Origin of the sequence: Thermococcus sp. JdF3, from assembly GCF_012027495.1 — an archaeon.
Classification (GTDB): domain Archaea; phylum Methanobacteriota_B; class Thermococci; order Thermococcales; family Thermococcaceae; genus Thermococcus.
In genome coordinates, this window is record NZ_SNUK01000001.1 from 75,182 (window position 1) to 91,967 (window position 16,786).

16 protein-coding genes and 1 other RNA gene are annotated in these 16,786 nt (G+C 57.2%); 8 read left to right on the top strand and 9 right to left on the bottom strand.

Annotated features, from left to right (window positions below; all coding sequences use genetic code 11):
- Nucleotides 1-34: 34 nt before the first annotated feature.
- From E3E42_RS00385 to rnpB, 4 genes are all read left to right on the top strand, one after another.
- Nucleotides 35-442 (top strand): DUF61 family protein, encoded by a 408-nt coding sequence (locus E3E42_RS00385; RefSeq protein ID WP_167902154.1) that lies wholly within the window; start codon nt 35-37, stop codon nt 440-442.
- Nucleotides 442-723: a hypothetical protein gene (locus tag E3E42_RS00390; RefSeq protein WP_240913583.1), complete on the top strand. Its 282-nt coding sequence runs from the start codon at nt 442-444 to the stop codon at nt 721-723. Before E3E42_RS00385 ends, E3E42_RS00390 begins: the two co-directional genes overlap by 1 nt.
- 40 nt (nt 724-763) lie before the next feature.
- Complete coding sequence (locus tag E3E42_RS00395; RefSeq protein WP_167902482.1) at nt 764-2,386, top strand: hypothetical protein; 1,623 nt, start codon at nt 764-766, stop codon at nt 2,384-2,386.
- Nucleotides 2,387-2,461: 75 nt separating this feature from the next.
- Nucleotides 2,462-2,783, top strand: an RNA gene (gene rnpB / locus E3E42_RS00400) — RNase P RNA component.
- Here the strand turns inward: rnpB and E3E42_RS00405 are convergent.
- From E3E42_RS00405 to priL, 3 genes are read right to left on the bottom strand one after another with little or no spacing between them, the layout of a single operon-like run.
- Nucleotides 2,769-3,620: a DMT family transporter gene (locus E3E42_RS00405; RefSeq protein ID WP_370519555.1), complete on the bottom strand. Its 852-nt coding sequence runs from the start codon at nt 3,618-3,620 to the stop codon at nt 2,769-2,771. The genes rnpB and E3E42_RS00405 overlap by 15 nt on opposite strands.
- Entirely contained in the window at nt 3,617-4,657 is a 1,041-nt protein-coding gene (priS, locus tag E3E42_RS00410; RefSeq protein WP_167902156.1) for a DNA primase catalytic subunit PriS, read from the bottom strand. The genes E3E42_RS00405 and priS overlap by 4 nt, the downstream gene beginning before the upstream one ends.
- On the bottom strand, nt 4,650-5,885 hold the full coding sequence (priL, locus tag E3E42_RS00415; RefSeq protein WP_167902157.1) for a DNA primase large subunit PriL: 1,236 nt from the start codon (nt 5,883-5,885) through the stop codon (nt 4,650-4,652). Before priL ends, priS begins: the two co-directional genes overlap by 8 nt.
- A 244-nt stretch (nt 5,886-6,129) precedes the next feature.
- Here priL and E3E42_RS00420 point away from each other — a divergent pair, with 244 nt between their 5' ends.
- The 3 genes from E3E42_RS00420 to E3E42_RS00430 all read left to right on the top strand — a co-directional run bounded on the left by E3E42_RS00420 (nt 6,130) and on the right by E3E42_RS00430 (nt 9,307).
- On the top strand, nt 6,130-6,876 hold the full coding sequence (locus E3E42_RS00420; RefSeq protein ID WP_167902158.1) for an ATPase domain-containing protein: 747 nt from the start codon (nt 6,130-6,132) through the stop codon (nt 6,874-6,876).
- Nucleotides 6,877-7,028: 152 nt separating this feature from the next.
- Nucleotides 7,029-8,195, top strand: coding sequence for a hypothetical protein (locus E3E42_RS00425; RefSeq protein WP_167902159.1), 1,167 nt, complete (start codon nt 7,029-7,031; stop codon nt 8,193-8,195).
- Nucleotides 8,177-9,307, top strand: a complete 1,131-nt coding sequence (locus E3E42_RS00430) for a tripartite tricarboxylate transporter permease (RefSeq protein ID WP_167902160.1) — start codon at nt 8,177-8,179, stop codon at nt 9,305-9,307. The genes E3E42_RS00425 and E3E42_RS00430 overlap by 19 nt, the downstream gene beginning before the upstream one ends.
- Before the next feature lie 12 nt (nt 9,308-9,319).
- Here the strand turns inward: E3E42_RS00430 and E3E42_RS00435 are convergent, their stop codons facing one another.
- The gene (locus E3E42_RS00435; protein WP_167902161.1) at nt 9,320-9,628 is read right to left on the bottom strand and encodes a DUF5748 family protein; all 309 of its coding nucleotides are present in this window, start codon (nt 9,626-9,628) and stop codon (nt 9,320-9,322) included.
- A 70-nt stretch (nt 9,629-9,698) separates the two neighbouring features.
- Between E3E42_RS00435 and E3E42_RS00440 the strand changes: the two genes are divergently transcribed.
- The gene (locus tag E3E42_RS00440; RefSeq protein ID WP_167902162.1) at nt 9,699-10,889 is read left to right on the top strand and encodes a class I SAM-dependent rRNA methyltransferase; all 1,191 of its coding nucleotides are present in this window, start codon (nt 9,699-9,701) and stop codon (nt 10,887-10,889) included.
- 88 nt (nt 10,890-10,977) lie between these two features.
- Here the strand turns inward: E3E42_RS00440 and E3E42_RS00445 are convergent, their stop codons facing one another.
- The 5 genes from E3E42_RS00445 to E3E42_RS00465 all read right to left on the bottom strand — a co-directional run bounded on the left by E3E42_RS00445 (nt 10,978) and on the right by E3E42_RS00465 (nt 16,648).
- On the bottom strand, nt 10,978-11,721 hold the full coding sequence (locus E3E42_RS00445; RefSeq protein WP_167902163.1) for a methyltransferase domain-containing protein: 744 nt from the start codon (nt 11,719-11,721) through the stop codon (nt 10,978-10,980).
- Nucleotides 11,722-11,750: 29 nt separating this feature from the next.
- Nucleotides 11,751-13,022 carry a serpin family protein gene (locus tag E3E42_RS00450; RefSeq protein ID WP_167902164.1) on the bottom strand — a complete coding sequence of 424 codons (1,272 nt, stop codon included), beginning with the start codon at nt 13,020-13,022 and terminating at the stop codon, nt 11,751-11,753.
- 82 nt (nt 13,023-13,104) lie between these two features.
- Nucleotides 13,105-14,373: a M20 family metallo-hydrolase gene (locus E3E42_RS00455; protein ID WP_167902484.1), complete on the bottom strand. Its 1,269-nt coding sequence runs from the start codon at nt 14,371-14,373 to the stop codon at nt 13,105-13,107.
- Between the two features lie 13 nt (nt 14,374-14,386).
- Nucleotides 14,387-14,722, bottom strand: a complete 336-nt coding sequence (locus tag E3E42_RS00460) for a PqqD family protein (protein WP_167902165.1) — start codon at nt 14,720-14,722, stop codon at nt 14,387-14,389.
- Nucleotides 14,723-14,773: 51 nt separating this feature from the next.
- On the bottom strand, nt 14,774-16,648 hold the full coding sequence (locus E3E42_RS00465; RefSeq protein ID WP_167902166.1) for an OPT family oligopeptide transporter: 1,875 nt from the start codon (nt 16,646-16,648) through the stop codon (nt 14,774-14,776).
- Nucleotides 16,649-16,786: the final 138 nt, after the last annotated feature.

Genomic DNA, 16,786 nt, shown 5'->3' on the forward strand with positions numbered 1-16,786 from the left:
CAAAGCTTTTTGTGCTTCGGCCGTAGCCATAAACATGACAAAGGCGGAGGACATACTGAACAGGGAAATCGCGAGGATGAACCTTCACCTCCCCGCTCTCCGTCCCACCCTTTCCCAGCTCCTGGCGGAGGAGGAGCCCAGCGTTAGACTCCGCGACGGGAGCTATCACCACTTCCGGCGCTCCGAGCTTGAGTACCTGACGGGCCTGGTGGACGGTGATGAGTGCGAGCGCCTCAGGGTGCCCATAGTTCTGGAGATAAGCACCCTCCACAGGGGCTACTTCAGGGTCAGGGGGCGCGTGGAGGTCAAGGTCATAGAGAAAGTCCTTGGCACCTACAGCATCTTGGATGAGAAGGACGAGGAGCTTTACCCCCGCTACCTGCTCCCGAGGATCAGACGCGTTCTCCCGACCACCACAACCTACGCGTTCATAGCGGAGTGATGACCATGGACGAGGACACCAAGGTTCTCAGGGATTATCTGATCTTCACGGTGCCCCACGTCACCGTGCTGGCGGGGGCCATTCTGGGCGTCATGATGATCCTGGGGGTTCCCGTTACCCTCGCCCTGGGAATTTTTGCCAGCCTGTACGGTGCAATGCTCCTGATTCTTGGGATGATAATACGCCCCCACGTCTCAGGTATCCGTGCGTACTGGCTTTTTATTGCGTTCACTGTTTTTCTCATCCTCTCTGGGTGCTTTCTGTCCCTGTACGGTAGGTAAATTTATATCCAATTGTACTTAATAATGACCGGTGAGGTTCATGAAAAAGGCGGGCATTTTGCTGCTGTCCTTGATGTTGCTTTCCACCGCTCACCTTGTCTCTGCCCAATCTGGACTTGTGACATCGGACACGATTTCAATTGTGCGGGGCGACTACTCCGAGGGGGTGCTGACTCTCAAGAGCACCGTTGGATTCACCTATCATGTGGTCAGCTTCAGGGGCTTTCTGGTGTTTGATGAGAACATGAACCGTGTTAATGGGTTCAATTTTACGATCTCCCCGTCAGTGTTCACTGACTGGCAGGCGGGCGATACCCACACCGTGCGCTATCGGCTGGAGTGCCCGCGCAACGTCTCCCCCGGCAATTACACACTTCGGCTCAATTTTATTGCATCGACGCAAAACGGTCTCATATATGTTGTTCCGGTTGATGTGGCCCTTACCGTGATGGGCTCCCCCCTAAAGTTTGGCGACGTCGGGGCCTACGTTCAGGACAGGCCCGACTCATCCTACGTTCTGAACGGGGAGACCATAGTCGTTTTCTCCTACGTCACCAACATCGGTCACGGGAACGTCTCCGCGGTGGGGCAGGTCTCCCTGGTCCGGGATGGAAAAACCTACTTCTTCGAGAACAGGACGCTGACCTTCGTACCCGGGGACGGCCTCGTTCAGTTTGAGGTACCCGTCGGATACGACCTTTCCCCCGGGACGTACCGGCTCCACTATCTCCTCAGGTACGATGGGGGCACGTACGGGTACTCCAAAGACTTCCCCGTAAAGTTCGGGGTCACGCTGGTGGGGGTGTCCCTGAAATCCGACGAGGTGAAGGTGAACGAGGACAACAGGGCGTACGTGACGGTTCTCTCCGAGAGGCTCATCGGCATGAACCTGACGGTTGAGGCTTACAGGGACGGGGAGCTGATATCGAGGGCCGTGGAGCCAACGGAGATTGGAGGGGGTACAACGGTTCTCGAAGTTCCCCTCCCAACTAACGTGTCGGGCTCCATCACGGCCGTCATAAAACTGACCTTCGGTGAACGCCTGATCGGGGAAGGCAACGTTACCTACACCGTTTCAGCTCCCCCAGTGCTTGCAAACGTCTCCTACGAGAGAACTGCCAACGATGAGGTGCTCTTTAAGCTCGCCGTCGAAAACCCCGGGAACGGGAGTGTGAATGGCGTTCTCACCTACAGGATATCCTCGGACGACGGGGTACTGTACAAGGACTCCATAGAGGAATCCATACCCCCCGGGACCAGAGAGATAACGGTGAAGTTTGAGGTTCCGGTGGGGAAGACTGTCTACTACGAGTTTACCCTCATCGCAGCAGGGGAGACGAGCACCGCGAAGGGACAGCTCTACCTGGAGCCCCCCGAGCCGACGACCACGACTTCGTCCCCCACGCCCACGACCTCATCCACCTCACCATCGAACACCACGACTACCGGTGGTGGCGGTGGCTCCAGGGCCCCCTGGATCGGCCTCGTGGCAGTGGCTTTCATCCTCCTGGTGGTGGGTGCCTTCTACTACCTGAACCGCGCGGAGGGCACCCGGAAGAAGCGCGTCAGGCCAAAGCCCAAGAGGCGCTCCCCCCTGGGCAGGTTCAAGAGGCCCAAGAATCCGGAGTTTAAGGAGAACAAGGAGCTCCCCAGGAAGAAGTGAGCTTTCACTTTCTTTTTGTTTCGTTCGATGTCCCAAATGCCAACCTTTTTATTCCTGCTGTCCAAACTACTCACGGCGAGGGGGTCGGGGACTCTCGGGGTGCTCCCGAGGAAGTTCCGCCCACCTCACCGGGGCCGCGGTGCCGTGAGGCACTTCCCGAGAGGGAGGGCAACGGCGCAGAAACGACACGTCCCGGCGGGTATGGGGATGAAAGCGGCGAAGGGCCCGGCGACGGGCTCCGAGCTAACCCGCAGACGACCCGTCGGGGACCGGTGAAACGGCCGTCCCGCGGGGTGCAAGGCCGAGGGAGGGGCGATGAAGTCCCGGTGCGAGCCCCGTGGTAGGCCGCTCAGTCGAATGTCCCCTTGAGACAGAAGGCGGGCTACGATCCCCTCGCCCAAATCAAGTCCAGCGCCGATGCGAGAAGTATGAGCGTCCCTCCGGCAATCGTTTTTATTCCTGGAACTTCCCAAAAGATAAGAAGGGCGTAAACAACCGCGCTTAGCGGGTCAAGGTAGCTCAGCAAAGCCGCCTCGCTAACCTCCACCTCCTTTAGCCCGTCCATATAGAGGTAGAGGGCAAAAACCGTGTGAACGGCAACGAGAACCAGAACCGCCCACCAGACAGGTTCTCCAACGTCCGAGATGGCCACGATGGGGGCCAGGACGAGAGATGCCACGGCAAGCTGAAGGAATGTCAGGGTTTTCCCATCGATTTCTCTGAGGAACCTTCCCAGATTCGGTATCAGGGCGTAGAAGAAAGCCGCAGTCAGGGCGAGTAAGATCCCGACGAAATCCCTGTCTCCAAGGTCGATTCTCTGGCCGCTCATTATTAGTCCCACCCCTATGAAGGCCAGCCCGATGAGCCCCCACCTTTTCGCGCTCATCTTCTCTCCGAGGAAGCGCCAGGAGATCAGCGTTGCCAGGATTGGAGCGGCATAGTAAACGAGGACCGCGTTGGCTATCGTGGTGTAGTTGAAGGCAGTGAAGAGGAACGTCCAGTTGAGGGCAAGGGCAGAGCCGAGTGCCAGGAGGGGCTTCCATTTGGCCCTCAGGAGTGGGGGGAGCGATTGGAGCCATTCATTCTTCCCGACAAGGATGGCGAGGAGCAGGAGGGCGCCGAGGGAGACCCTAGCAAAAGCCACACCTAACCCGGACAGCCCCGAAAAGCGGCCGAATATCCCCACGCTGCCCCATATCAGCATCGCCGTGGCGATTTTTATCCTCCCGTTCACAGTGCATCCCCGTGCTCTTCCAGCCATTCTTCGTAGGCTTCCATGACCTCCTCCTTCCTGAACCTGGGGACGGCATCATCGAAGGGGTTAAACCTTTCGAGCTTTCTTTCATCCGAGCCGATGTACGTCGTCACGAGTCCGACCTTTGAGTGCAGGCTCGATGGGAGGCGGAGGATTCTCTTAACGTCCACCGTAACGCGCCCGTCGAAGTAGGCCTTGGAGAAGGTGCTCGAGAGAGAAAACAGCCTTGTCAGGGTTTTGTATCCTATTCCCCGCGGGAACGCGGTTAGGAGTCCCTTCCGCACGAAGCCCTCGTATATCCCATCCCTTCCCTCCAGGAGCTTCTCAACCTGGCCTTTTTTCAGGCCTATGTTGAACAGGTGGTTCTCGTTGACCCTCCTTATGAAATACCCGAATCTGAGCCGGAAGACCCTGTAATAGCCGGAGGAAAGCATTATCCTCCTGCTCTGGATATCATCGAAAGTTATCTCCTCCGCGGCACTGATGTAGGCCAGAACCTTTTCCCTGGCCTTGCCGTCGAGGGAGAGCGCCCAGTCGTCCAGAACGCGGATGTGGTAGCCCCTGCCGGAATAGACAACGTGGACATCCTCGAAGCCGAAGTCCTCCCTGAGAACCACGAGGGTGTCCCTCGCCAGCTCCTTCGCGTCCTCGAGACATATCGGGCACACACGGCCGTGCTCGTGGATGTGGGAGCACCTCCTCAGTGGCAGGTCCTTCGCGTCTATGTCGAAAACGAGCTCGGCCCCGAGCCAGCCCTCCATCCCCTTGGGCTCCTCGTAGAGGGCGACGCTGGAATAGGCGGCGTAGGGGGCGGTTGTCTTCACGTAGTCCTCCAGATCGCGGACGTCGAGAAAGACGTTCTTCCTGTCGCTCGGCCCCTCGCCGCTGTGGTCGAATCCAAACTCCCTGTTCTCAAGGGTCCTGACGATGAAATCGGGCAGCCTCTTCGCGCTCCATTCCCGTTTGTAGTAGAGCGCCCTCTCCTCCTTTGTCATCTCCCTGAGGAGCTCAGCCATTTTCCTCACCGCCCTCTTTGGTCCCTTCGTCAGGTTCTCCGCCCTTGTCTTCTCCATTCCTCCGGTTTTCGAGGTAGAGCTTCCTGAGGTAGTAGGTCAGGGGGTTCTTGATGTTCCTGCAGTCCCTGTCCGGCCGGCACAGCTCCGGCGCGTTGGCCCGTATCTTGGAGCAGTTGGGAGGGAAGTACCAGGTCGAGTTCCCGCTGTCCTCAAGGGTAGGGTTGTCCGTGAGGCCGAAGCCAAGGTGGTACCAGATGTTCTTTACCTCGTGGGGCTGGTCCTCGAAGAGGGGCGGTGAACAGCGGTTGCCCGCCTCAATGATCACGGGCAGTATCTCCCTCTCCACAACACCCAGGTCGCTCACGCAGTCTCTTATCCTGACGTCCCTCCGTGGCGGATTGGGGCAGAGGCGCGCGTAGCTCAGGAAGCTGGTCAGGAGAACGGTTATAGCGTAGTTCCTGAGGCCCGAGGGAACGCCGCCCAGGGCAATCTTGACGCACGGTGGGAACAGGTCGAAGCGCAGGGGCTGGGCCTCGGTACGGCCCATCCTCTCCAGCCTCTCCCTGTAGTGCTCCCGCGCTATTTCGCCGAGCTTCTCGTAGAGCCGGAGGTAGTAGTCGGGCAGCTCGTCCCTTATCTCGTAGAGCAGGTTCACCGCCCTGTCGAAGTTCCTCTCGAAGGAGCGCTTCCACAGCTCAATGGCGCCTTCCTCAGTGAGGTACGCGTATCCGTTCCTAACGTAGACATCTTTGAGGGAGCCCTCCCACAGCTCCAGGAACTTTGACAGGTGTATCCTGTATCCCAGCCGCAGCTTCCTCCTCTCGTCGGGGGACAGCTCTGTGTGGTGGGTTCTCTCGAGTATGGTTCTGTCCCTCTCGGGGATTTCGCCGCCGGGGACTGCCTCGAGGGGTGTGGAAACCCCCACGAGTGTTCCCCTCTGCAGTATCCTCCGGTGGTATATCCTCAGGTTGGCCTCCCTGACGACCTCCCTCTCAAGGCCGTACGGTGAGAAGGCCAGCGCTCCCAGGAGTGCGTAGAATGTGAGCAGATCCCGTATCCCCTCCAGCTCAAGGATGTCCTTGGGTATTTCCCCGGACTTTATCCAGCTAACCCTCTCGAGGGCGGCATCAACCCCAACGTACGACGGTATTATCATGAGCAGCTCGGTTATTCCACCGAACCCGTCTTTAACGAGCCGCCTGGCCTCGGGCCCGAATGGATCCAGCATGGCTTCACCTCTCCAGGGTATTGGTCTCGATTATTGTTGACGGGCAAAAAAATGTTTTGTTGGAACGGTATCCCGTTTCTCAGAGAATCTTTCCCATGAAAGAAAAATCTTGGACTTTATCCCACCAACGGCGGAGTGACGTGGGTGGAATTCCAAAAGTTTTATATTCTTTTCAATCCAGAAGTTATATTAGAGTGGGTGATCAGGTCAAAGCATTACCGACTAACGTTCAAGGGTGATTTAAATGGGGAGATACGCAGTGGAGAGGGTGAAGAGCGGCATCCCTGGCTTTGATGACTTAATTCAGGGGGGCCTCCCCAAGGGTACCACCGTCCTTGTCACCGGTCCAACTGGTAGCGGAAAAACAACTTTTGCCGTTCAGTTTGCATACAAAGGAGCCGAGTTGTATAACGAACCTGCCGTTATCGTTACCCTCGAAGAGAGGGCCCAGGATCTCAGAAAGGAGATGGCCACCTTTGGATGGGATCTTGAGAGGCTGGAGCGCGAGAAGAAGATCGCCATTGTTGATGGTGTAAGCGCGGTCGTTGGGCTTCCCTCCGAGGAGCAGTATGTGCTTGAGGGCAATCTCAACACCGAGGACTTTCTCCGTTACATCTACCGCGTCGTCAAGGCAATCGATGCCAAAAGGCTTGTGATCGACTCAATTCCATCCATCGCGTTCCGGTTGCATGATGAGTCCAGGATACGGGAGGTCCTGCTTCAGCTGAACACTATCCTCCTGGAGATGGGGGTTGCTTCAATACTGACCACTGAGGCTCCAGACCCCGGAAGGGGTAAAATAAGCCGCCACGGAATCGAGGAGTACATAGCAAGGGGGGTTGTCCTTCTTGATTTCGTCGAGAAAGAGGTCGAGCTGAAGCGCTATCTCCTGATAAGGAAGATGCGCGAGACCAAGCACTCGATGAAAAAGTACCCCTTTGAGATAACCGAGGAGGGCATAGTGGTCTACCCGAGCGGTGAGGTATACTGACTTTTTTATCTCCTCGGGCAGGGGGACTCTTTTCGAGAGGAAGGGGATGAAAGCCCGGAATCCTCACGAAGCCCCGCCCGCAGGGGCAGGGCGGTTCACTTCCCATTCCGCTCCAGCGGAAGGTTTTTAAGGTTCAGTGATTACGTCTAATCATGGTCACCAATAGAAGAGTGACTATTGTACTTACAGCCTGTCTTTTAGTAGTTTTGACTGCGCTTGCAGTGGTTGGGAATGAGCGGATTGAATCCGGCTCCTTTGTCGGGCTCTGCGTCCACTCGGGAGATGGCTTCTCTGTTCTGACTGACGGAAAGAGAAGCGTTGGAGTCTACGCTTCCCTGGAAGTCGGTAAAGTGTACAGAGTCACGGGAATCCAATTCAACTCTTCTTCGGGCATTAGACTGCGGCCGGAGAAAGTTGAGCCTGCGAAACCCACTTTCGCGCTTGATTCTCTGACCGGAGCGTACTGGCCCTCGAGGGGTCATTATCTACTGACGCCTGACCGGATAAGGCTGGCCCTTCCACTGAAAGCAGAAAAGGGCGAACTGGTAAAAGTGGACGGCCTCTGGTATCGCGGGAAGTTCTATCCCATCAATTTCACCGCCTTTGGTTTCCCAGCGAGGCCCTCCGATGGCATGCCCTGGATTTCAGAGGGGGTCATCCTTTACTCGGGCCGGAAAACCATCCTCTGGAACGGAAGCGAGGAGGTTGTGCTGTACCTCCCATACGGGATTGAGCTGGAGCCAGGCCAGAGGATTAGCGTCCTTGGCATAGCCCGGTTTTACTCAACGCTCTCGCTCCTCGTGGACTCCGGGGAGGATGTTCGGCTCCTCGGAACCGGGGAGAAGGCGCCCATCGGGAGTGCGGAAATTGGAGAGATTGCCACTGGCAACTGTACGGTAGTCGGTAAGGGTCGTTCCCTCAGGCTAAACTGCACTGAGATGAGGCTCTACGGCTTCCCGGCCAGGACGGGTGACGTTCTCCACGTTGAGGCCCTCCGGCGGAAATCATCCCTCCTGTGCCTGAACTGCACAGTCATCCTTCCGCGCGAGGAGCTTCCGAACGGTATCTGCCACTTTTTTCCAGGGAAGTTCACAAAGATATCCGGAAACGTCTCGTGGGTCAGGACCTACAAGAACGGCTTTGGTATAGCCAACGTTACGGAGGCAAACTGCTGGGTTATCCTTAAGCTCAGAAAGTCCCTCGGAGTTTCGGTTGAGATAAACGAAACCGTCACCGCCTACGGCTTCTTCACGACCTATCGCGGCATGCCAGCCTTTGAGGTTGCCTCGGGTGATGACCTGTGCTCAGGGAACTGCTGATTGGAATCGTGGGCGGCACTGTAAGCGGCGTTTCGCCGGGAATACACGTCAACACTTTGGGCGCTTTTCTATCTGATGTGGGAGTCCGCAGCAACCTCCTTCTGTTCGCCATGGGTCTGACCCACACTCACCTGGACGTCATTCCCTCCGCCTTTCTCGGTGTCCCCGACGAGGGCACAGCGCTTGGCATTCTGCCCGCACACAGGCTCGTGCTCAGAGGCAGAGCCAGAGAGGTCGTGAGAATCTCTCTATGGGCAAGTTTCCTGGCCGTCCTTCTGGCCTTTCCTCTTATGCCCCTCTACCTAAGGCTGGCTCCGCTCTACCACCCCCTGCTGGGGCGCTTTCTCGTCCTCATGCTTGCAGTTTTCCTGGTTCTCACGGAGAGGGGAGTAAAGCGGCTCTATGCCCTCTTTATCCTTCTTATCTCCGGCATCCTCGGAATCCTCACCTTCCGCCTCGGCCTCAGCCAGCCCTTCTACCATCTCTTCACCGGCCTCTTTGGAACACCGGTTATCCTGCTGGCCCTCCAGAACAGCGGTAAGTTTCCGGCCGCTCCGGGGGATGGCGACATCCTAATGGGGAGGAACAGCTTCCTCGGCTTCTCATTCCTTGGGACGGTTCTTGGAATGGTGGCTTCGCTGGTCCCTGCCTTTACCGCATCCCAGGCGGCCCTCATCGGGTCTTTCTTTTCGAAGGACGAGCGCTCCTTTCTAACGGTGGTCTTCTCAGTGAACACGGCCAACTTTCTCTTCGCATTTGCCAACTTCCTTGCCACGGGAAGGAGGAGAAATGGTATAGTCGCTTTGATGGACCCTCTTCCCGGGGGGTTACTCACTTTCTACCTTCTCGCGGCACTGTTCGTTTCAATAACGGTTCTCCTCTACGGCGGGCCTCTGGCTGACCTTATACTCAAACTCCTTGAGAGAATTCCCTATAAGCTCCTAAATGCCGCGGTTCTTCTCTTCCTTATCGTTCTCTCGTACGCCTTCGACGGATTCCTTGGCATTCTGGCGTTCGCTGGCGCCGCAATGACGGGCCTGCTGGCCGTTTTGCTTGGGGTTAAAAGGACAAACTGCATGGGGGTGCTGATGCTCCCCATAATAATCGGATAAGAAGGAAGAAGATCAGACAGATTTCTCCTTCATAACCTTCTGGAGTTCAGCGTAGTCGGTTACTATCCTCCTGCCGTCAAGCGTGGTGAAACAGGCCTTCTTGACCTTCATCTTCCTCATTTCAGTGTACTTCATCTCGGGCGGATCGTAAGAACCCGGCTCGACGACCTCGTCCTCGACAATGTATGTTTCCAGATCCGGCTGTCCGACGTACTTCCAGACCTCGTAGAAGGCCTCTGGCTCGAGGTGGATTTCGCCGTCAATCTCTATCCAATCCGCCCCGGTTTCTTCAAGAAACTCCTTCACTACCTCGAAGTGCATAGAATCACCAGCATAGTATAGGACGCTAAGGGTTATATACCTATCGCCGAACTTCCACCGGTGGTGAGAGATGGCGAAGGTTATAGTTGACGCTCAGGCTGCGAGAGCGATAGGCAAGGGTGCGATGATAGTTTTCAAAAAGGGAGTCGTGAGAACCGAGGGTGAGATAAGGCCGGGTGACATAGCGGAGGTCTACACGCGCGGGGGCAAGTTCCTGGGCAGGGGATTCATCAACCCGAACTCCAACATCATGGTCAGGCTCATAACCCAGGACGAGCACACAGAGGTCAACAAGGAGCTCTTCCGTGAGAGGATCAGGAGGGCCAACGAGTACCGCAAGAAGGTTCTCGGCTACGACAAGGCGTACCGCATGGTGTACGGCGAGGCGGACTATCTGCCAGGCCTCATAGTTGACCGCTTCAACGAGATCGCCTCCGTCCAGATTTCGAGCATCGGCATGGAGAGGTTCAAGCTCGACGTTGCCGAGGCCATAATGGAGGCCGAACCCGAGATTGAGACCGTCTTCGAGAAGAACACCGGGCGCTCAAGGAGGAGGGAAGGCCTACCCGAGATAGAGCGCGTCCTCCTCGGCAGGGAGAAGTACCGCACCATAATTGAGGAGGGCAGGGCGAAGTTCATCGTTGATATGCGCGGCCAGAAGACCGGCTTCTTCCTCGACCAGAGGGAGAACAGGATAGCCCTTGAGAAGTACGTCAAGCCGGGAATGAGGGTTCTCGACGTCTTCACCTACACCGGCGGATTTGCGATACACGCCGCCGTCGCGGGCGCTGACGAAGTTGTGGCCGTCGATAAGTCCCCCTGGGCCATAAACATGGTGAAGGAGAACGCCAAGCTCAATGGCGTGGATGACAGGATGAAGTACGTCGTGGGGAGCGCGTTCCAGGTCATGGAGGACATGATAAAGAGGGGCGAGAAGTTCGATGTCGTGATCCTCGATCCGCCGGCCTTTGTCCAGCACGAAAAGGACCTGAAGCGGGGCCTTCGCGCTTACTTCAACGTGAACTACGCGGGAATGCAGCTCGTTAAGGAGGGAGGGGTTCTGGTCACGGCATCGTGCTCCCAGCACGTCGATATGCAGGCCTTCAAGGACATGGTTATCGCGGCCGCCGCAAAGGCCGGCAAGTTCCTCCGTCTCCTTGAACCGTACCGGACGCAGGCCCCGGATCACCCCATACTGATGGCCTCGAAGGACACCGAGTATCTCAAGGCCCTGTTCCTCTACGTGGAGGATATCAAGTGATTCCGCTTCATTCGCGGCGTGGGACGATGAGGAGAAAGCACCTCCACTGAACCCGGCATCTGGATGATGAGAAAACGGGTCCGAGTCCCTAAGCCTTGAGGATTAGGCTGTGCCTCCACCTCGTTCCGACCCTGAAGCGTACGTCCCTGACGGAGTAGCCCAGTTCCTTTCCCTTTTCTTCTATGGTCTTTATCAGAGGCTTTTTGTCCGGAAGGAAGAGGGCAACCCTGCCGCCGGGCTTCAAATGATCCAGCGCCTCTTCGATTAACCTCACCGAGAAGGCCTCGCCGTGTTTCCCTCCACCGACGCCTTCCCTCTCCGTCAGAACCCCTTTCGTCGGCCTCTCGTAGTACGGCGGGGCTGAAAAAATCACGTCAAAGCGCTCGCCTTCAGGGATTACTCTCCGGATTATCCCGCCGTTGCTCCTGATGAGCTTAACTCCAGCGCCGTTCCGCTCGATGTTCCTCCTCGCGTACTCAAAGAACTCCTCATCAATCTCCGTCGCGGTGACGTCGCAGTTGAAGAGCATCTCTGCCATTAGCGCCATCATGGCAGTATGCCCCGTCCCTATCTCCAGAACCCTCTCGCCCCCGCGCAGGAAGGTCTTGAGGAATAGGTAGCGCGAGACGGGAGTTGTTACCAGCCCGCGCGGGTGGTATTCTATATCCAGCCCGAAGACTGCCTTCGCTATGGCTTTGTTGTAGAGTATCCTCGCTTCCCTGTTCGAGAGGTCGAGCCTGCCGCGTTCATCGAGGTAGTTTTTCAGCTCAGGGAAAAGCCTAGCCGCTTCCCTGACCGGCAGTCCGAGCTTTCCGTCCTTCCAGGTTGGCATGAAAAGGGTTGGGTGAGGGGCTTAAAAGTTCAACCCCTCGGGTCTTCGAGCCTCCCGATGAAGAGTATCAGCCCGCTCTCCCTGTCCACTATGAGGAACAGGAAGGGATGGTCTGCCCTGAAGACCTTGTACTCCTGCCCCTCTTCCCGGACAGAAACGACAGTGAACGTCACTGCCGTCGCGGCCGCCGCTTCGGTGCCGTTCTCGGCGACGCTGATGAAGGTCTTGTGGCGGACGTCGCTGATTGCAATTGGCTTTTCTGAGATGCCCGAGAAGTTCGCGTTGTCTGTGAACGCGCTCCTAATGCCCATCTCCCTGAGGACGTCGCTCAGCGGGTAGCTTTCCCTGAACTCGAACTTGGGAATGGCGACGCTGACGTTCTCGGGGTGCAGTTTCTCAAGGAGGTTCCCGATAAAGGCCGGGCTTAAGCCCCTCTCCACCCCGCTCAGTCCGTCCGTTTTCCTGGGCAGGATTATCACCATGGAGAAGCTGGAGTCCTCGTAGGGCATCTCAAGAACCTGCACTTCGTCGGTTTCCGCGTAGTTGAACTCTCCAAGCTGGTGCATCATGGGCACGGTGATTTTTTCTCCGGAGGGGAGCGTGAATCTCTCGTTCCGTGTGTCCTCCGGTCTGAACCTGCTCGACCAGTTGGCCCTGAAATAGACCGCGTTTGTTATTACCAGCCTCGTCAGGGGGTCGAGGTTGCCCACTATGTTCTCAATCTTTCCGTTGGTTTCCTCCCTCACCCATTCGTTGATGGCCCTCTCCGCACTCTCTGGGTCGTTCTGGAAGTCGAGTTCCCTCGCCTCTCCGAGGTAGTACCTACGGATAACGTCAACGTAGTCCTCCCTAACGGGATAGCCCCTCTGAACCCAGAGGGTGTTTGCCACGGTGAGTTTTATGCCCCCCGGCCTCTCCATGTTGAGCAGGAGTGTCCTGAAGGCCTCCCTCCGTTCGGAGTCGTTCGCCGGCAGATGGAGGACCAGGCCCATTTCCCTCGCGGTTTCTCCTCCGGCCCCTTCATATGCCATCGCCAGCGCCGTGAAAACGCTGAATGGGGATATGAGGACGTTTCCCTTCTCCCCTGAGAGCTTCAGATACAGTTCGGTGCCAAAGAGGTTGCTGGCGCTGACGAGGTTCATGGCTTCATCAGTCTGAACCGGGTTCAGAACGTCGCTGTCCGTTGGGTGTGGGGTTTTGACAGGGGAGTTCTCCGGGGCGGTTGGGGTTCCCTTTCCCCCGGCTATGCACCCCGAGGTGATGACCATTATGACGATAAGGACCGATACGAAACGCCTCATGAAGTTCACCACGATTACTCTCGGTGTGAAAATATAAACGTCTGTCGTTCGATTCAAACGGATTTGAAACAAAAGGGAGAGATCAGAGAAGAGCCAGGGCCGCCATGACCTTGGCGTCCTCGACTAGGTTCTTTATCCAGGCGTACTCGTTGGGCTGGTGGGCCATCTCGTCGAGCGTCGCCCAGACAACCGCGGGAATCCTGAGCTTCCTGAAGTATGCCGCGAAGGTTCCGCCTCCTATTCCGCCGACTTTGCCGTCCTTTCCGCGGAGTCTCCTCAGGGCCTCCCGGAGGAGCTTCACTATCTCGCTGTTCGGGTCCGTCGGCTCCGGGGCGTCCATGCGCTGGAGAACCTCGAATTCAATCTCCGGCAGGACTTTTCCATCGAACTCCCGCCTGTACTTCTCCCTGACCTCCTCGGCAAGCCTCTCGGCGTCTTTCAGGATATCGTCTATGCTGTACCTCGGCAGAATCCTGCAGTCGAAGACGACCTCGTGCTCGCCGGGCGCTATGTTCGGGCTGTCGGCCGGGCCGCGAACCATCGTCGGCTCGAAGGTGCTCTCCGGCGGGTCGAACAGCTCGTCCCTCTCGCCGTACTTCTCGTGGAGCAGTCTGTCGAGGTGGTAGGCGAAGTCGAGGGCGACGCGGTGGGCGTTCAGACCTTTGTCGGGCATGCTGGCGTGGACCTGCTTACCCCTGACCTTCACCCTGAGCCAGAGAATGCTCTTCTCGGCCACCTCGATGAAGGTACCCTCCTCGTTCCCGCCGTCCGGGACGAGAACGAGGTCGTCCTTGCGGAACAGCTCCGGGTGCTCCCTCATCAGCCACTCGACGCCGTACTTGCTTCCGGTCTCTTCATCGCTGACGAAGGCCAGAATGACGGTTCTCTTCGGCCTTATCCCGAGGTTCATCATGGCCCTGACCGCGTAGAGGCTCGCGACCAAACTCTGCCCGTTGTCCTCGCTTCCCCTGCCGTAGACCTTCCCGTCCTTGACGACCGGCTTAAACGGTTCCGTGACCGTCCACTTGCTTAAATCTCCGGGCGGTACAACGTCGATGTGGGTGAGTATCCAGAGCCTCGGGCTTTCCTCGCCCTTCTCACCGTAGTAGTACGCTAAAATGCTCGGCCTGACACCGTTCTTGGCCCTCTCGTCCGGCGCGTTGTAGACCTCAACTTTGTCGAAGGGCCAGTCCTTTATTATCTCAAGCAGCTTCTGGGCCTTGTCGTATTCGCCCTCGTAGCCGTAGTCCGGGCTTATGGCCGGAATTTTAATCAGTTCGACGAGCGTCTCGACCATCTCGTCCTGGAGCTTCTCAATCTCCTGCGAGACCTTCTCAAGGGCTTCGCTCATGGTTATCACCACCTTAGTCTAATTCATCCGTTCTTTTAAACTCAATCAAATACCTCTTCGCCAGCTCGAAAAGAAACGTCACCAGGCGCTCGTAGAGGGGCTCTGCGTCCTCTCCAAAGCGTGCCTTCAGAGCCTTCCCTATCTCCTTCACCGTTCTCCTGCCGTCACACAGCTCCCACGCGTAGGCCCCCATCTCGTCGAGCTCTATCTTCCTGTAGTCCCCGTGGAGCCTCCTGGCCAGAAAGTCAAGCTTTGAGTCCATGGGAATCAGGAGGTAGTACCTCCCCTCGATCTTCTTCAGTTCAATCTTCTCGTTGCGCACTGGCACGAGGTTCATGTACTCTTCCATGCCCATTCCTCCGGCGTTCAAAATTTAAAGATTGGGAAAGAAAAGGGGGAGTCACTTCCTCCTGCCCGTCATGTAGAGCCAGAGCGCTATTCCGGCAAGGAGGATAACTCCCAGGATGTTGCTGCTGAAGCCCGAGCTCGGGGCGACGCCTGCAACGATGAGGGCGGCGAAGAATATGCCCATGAGGGCCTCACCGGCGATGAGTCCTGCGGCGCCGAGGACGCCCGGGTCGGTCGGGTTCTCCCCTTCCTCGTTCCTGGACTTGGTGACGAAGTGCTTGACGAGACCGCCGATGAATATCGGAACGCCGAGGCTGAGCGGCAGGTAGATACCGACCGCGACCGGCATGACGGGGGTCCTGAACTTGGAGCCCTTCATGGCGAGTATCTCGTCGAGGATTATGAGGGCTATGGCTATTCCGGCGCCTATGTATATCATGTTCCACTCGAGGTTGCCGGTGAAGACACCCTCCGTGACCTTGGCCATGAGGAATGCCTGCGGGGCGGCGAGAGCGTTTTCCTTGGCGGTCGGGGTTCCCGCTATACCGTAGGCCTGGATGAGCAGGTTGAGCACCGGGGCCATGACGAGGGCGGCGAAGAAGGTTCCGACCATCTCGAAGACCTGCTGCCTCTTGGGGGTGGCGCCGACCATGTAACCGGTGGCGAGGTCCTGCATGGTGTCACCGGCTATGGCGGCGGCGGTACAGATAACGGCCGCGACGAGTATGGTTGCCGCCATGCCCTCCATCCCGCTGAGGCCGAGGGCCTTGAGGGCGAAGGCGGTGAAGAGCAGGCTCATGATGGTGATTCCCGAGACCGGGTTGTTGGATGAACCGACGACACCCGCGAGGTAGCCGGCTATCGAGCTTCCGAGGAAGCCGACGATGAGGAGTATCACCGCCATTATTGCCGCGATTCCCACCGAGCCGATGATGTGGAAGTAGAGCAGGAACAGCGGGACGACGAAGGCCGCTATGAGCATGAGGACATAGTTGAGCGGGAGGTCCTCCTCGGTTCTGAGGATTGTCTCACCGGACTGCTTCCTCTTGGCGACTTCAAGGCCGGCCTTGATACCCCTCCTTATCGGGTTCCTGAGCTTGATAAGGCTCCAGAGACCACCCACGACCATCGCGCCGACACCCATGTAGCGGATCTTGGTGCTCCATATGGTCCACGCGAGGTCAATCGGGCTGAGGTCGGTGTGGCCCATCTGGCCGGCGTAGATTGGGATGGCTATGAACCAGGCTATGGCGCCTCCGAGGAAGACGAGGAAGGCTATGTTGAGACCGACGATGTAGCCGACGGCTATGAGCGCCGCGGAGAGGTCGCTTCCGAAGTAGTAGACGCGGGAGCCGACCATCTTGGCGGCCTCGACGGTTCCCGACCAGAGGCCCGAGCTTCCGAAGAGCTTGAAGAGACCTCCGAAGATTCCACCGTAGAGTATCGGTTTGGCGTGGCTTCCTCCCCTCTCGCCGGCTATGAGGACCTCGGCGCAGGCCATACCCTCCGGGTACGGCAGCTTCTCCTCCGCTATGAAGGCCCTCCTGAGGACTATGGTGAAGAGGGCACCGAGGGAACCACCGAGGGCGGCGATTATGGTGACTATGTAGTACGGGAAGGTCGTGTAGTAACCGAGGACGACGAGGGCAGGGAACGTGAATATGACTCCAGCCGCGAGCGATTCTCCGGCAGATGCAGCGGTCTGCACCATGTTGTTCTCGAGGATGTTTCTGTCCTTGAAGGCGAAGAGTATTGCCATCGATATGACCGCCGCAGGGATACTGGCACTCACGGTCATACCTGCGTACATTCCAAGGTAGGCGTTTGCGGCGCCCATTATGATCGAAAGGACGATACCCAAAACAAAAGCCTTGATTGTGTATTCGGGCAATGATTTCTCCGGTGGTATGTACGGTTTCAACTCCATATTCGCACCTCCAAACGGTGACGTAGTAGTTGGACACATGAATCATTAAAAATGTTTTGTTGGGCTTCCTATTTTACAAATATCTGGAAAATTTTTGACTCTATCCTGTTCCATTTTGTGGTATGATTATTTGAGGGG

Excerpts from the sequence above, each read along its gene's own strand:
- E3E42_RS00455 (WP_167902484.1), bottom strand. The coding sequence starts at position 14,373 with ATGAGCGAAGCCCTTGAGAAGGTCTCGCAGGAGATTGAGAAGCTCCAG.
- priS (WP_167902156.1), bottom strand. The coding sequence starts at position 4,657 with ATGGCTGAGCTCCTCAGGGAGATGACAAAGGAGGAGAGGGCGCTCTAC.
- E3E42_RS00440 (WP_167902162.1), top strand. The coding sequence starts at position 9,699 with ATGGCGAAGGTTATAGTTGACGCTCAGGCTGCGAGAGCGATAGGCAAG.
- E3E42_RS00435 (WP_167902161.1), bottom strand. The coding sequence starts at position 9,628 with ATGCACTTCGAGGTAGTGAAGGAGTTTCTTGAAGAAACCGGGGCGGAT.
- E3E42_RS00385 (WP_167902154.1), top strand. The coding sequence starts at position 35 with ATGACAAAGGCGGAGGACATACTGAACAGGGAAATCGCGAGGATGAAC.
- E3E42_RS00445 (WP_167902163.1), bottom strand. The coding sequence starts at position 11,721 with ATGCCAACCTGGAAGGACGGAAAGCTCGGACTGCCGGTCAGGGAAGCG.
- E3E42_RS00450 (WP_167902164.1), bottom strand. The coding sequence starts at position 13,022 with ATGAGGCGTTTCGTATCGGTCCTTATCGTCATAATGGTCATCACCTCG.
- E3E42_RS00420 (WP_167902158.1), top strand. The coding sequence starts at position 6,130 with ATGGGGAGATACGCAGTGGAGAGGGTGAAGAGCGGCATCCCTGGCTTT.
- E3E42_RS00390 (WP_240913583.1), top strand. The coding sequence starts at position 442 with ATGACCATGGACGAGGACACCAAGGTTCTCAGGGATTATCTGATCTTC.
- E3E42_RS00465 (WP_167902166.1), bottom strand. The coding sequence starts at position 16,648 with ATGGAGTTGAAACCGTACATACCACCGGAGAAATCATTGCCCGAATAC.
- E3E42_RS00425 (WP_167902159.1), top strand. The coding sequence starts at position 7,029 with ATGGTCACCAATAGAAGAGTGACTATTGTACTTACAGCCTGTCTTTTA.
- E3E42_RS00395 (WP_167902482.1), top strand. The coding sequence starts at position 764 with ATGAAAAAGGCGGGCATTTTGCTGCTGTCCTTGATGTTGCTTTCCACC.
- E3E42_RS00460 (WP_167902165.1), bottom strand. The coding sequence starts at position 14,722 with ATGGAAGAGTACATGAACCTCGTGCCAGTGCGCAACGAGAAGATTGAA.
- priL (WP_167902157.1), bottom strand. The coding sequence starts at position 5,885 with ATGCTGGATCCATTCGGGCCCGAGGCCAGGCGGCTCGTTAAAGACGGG.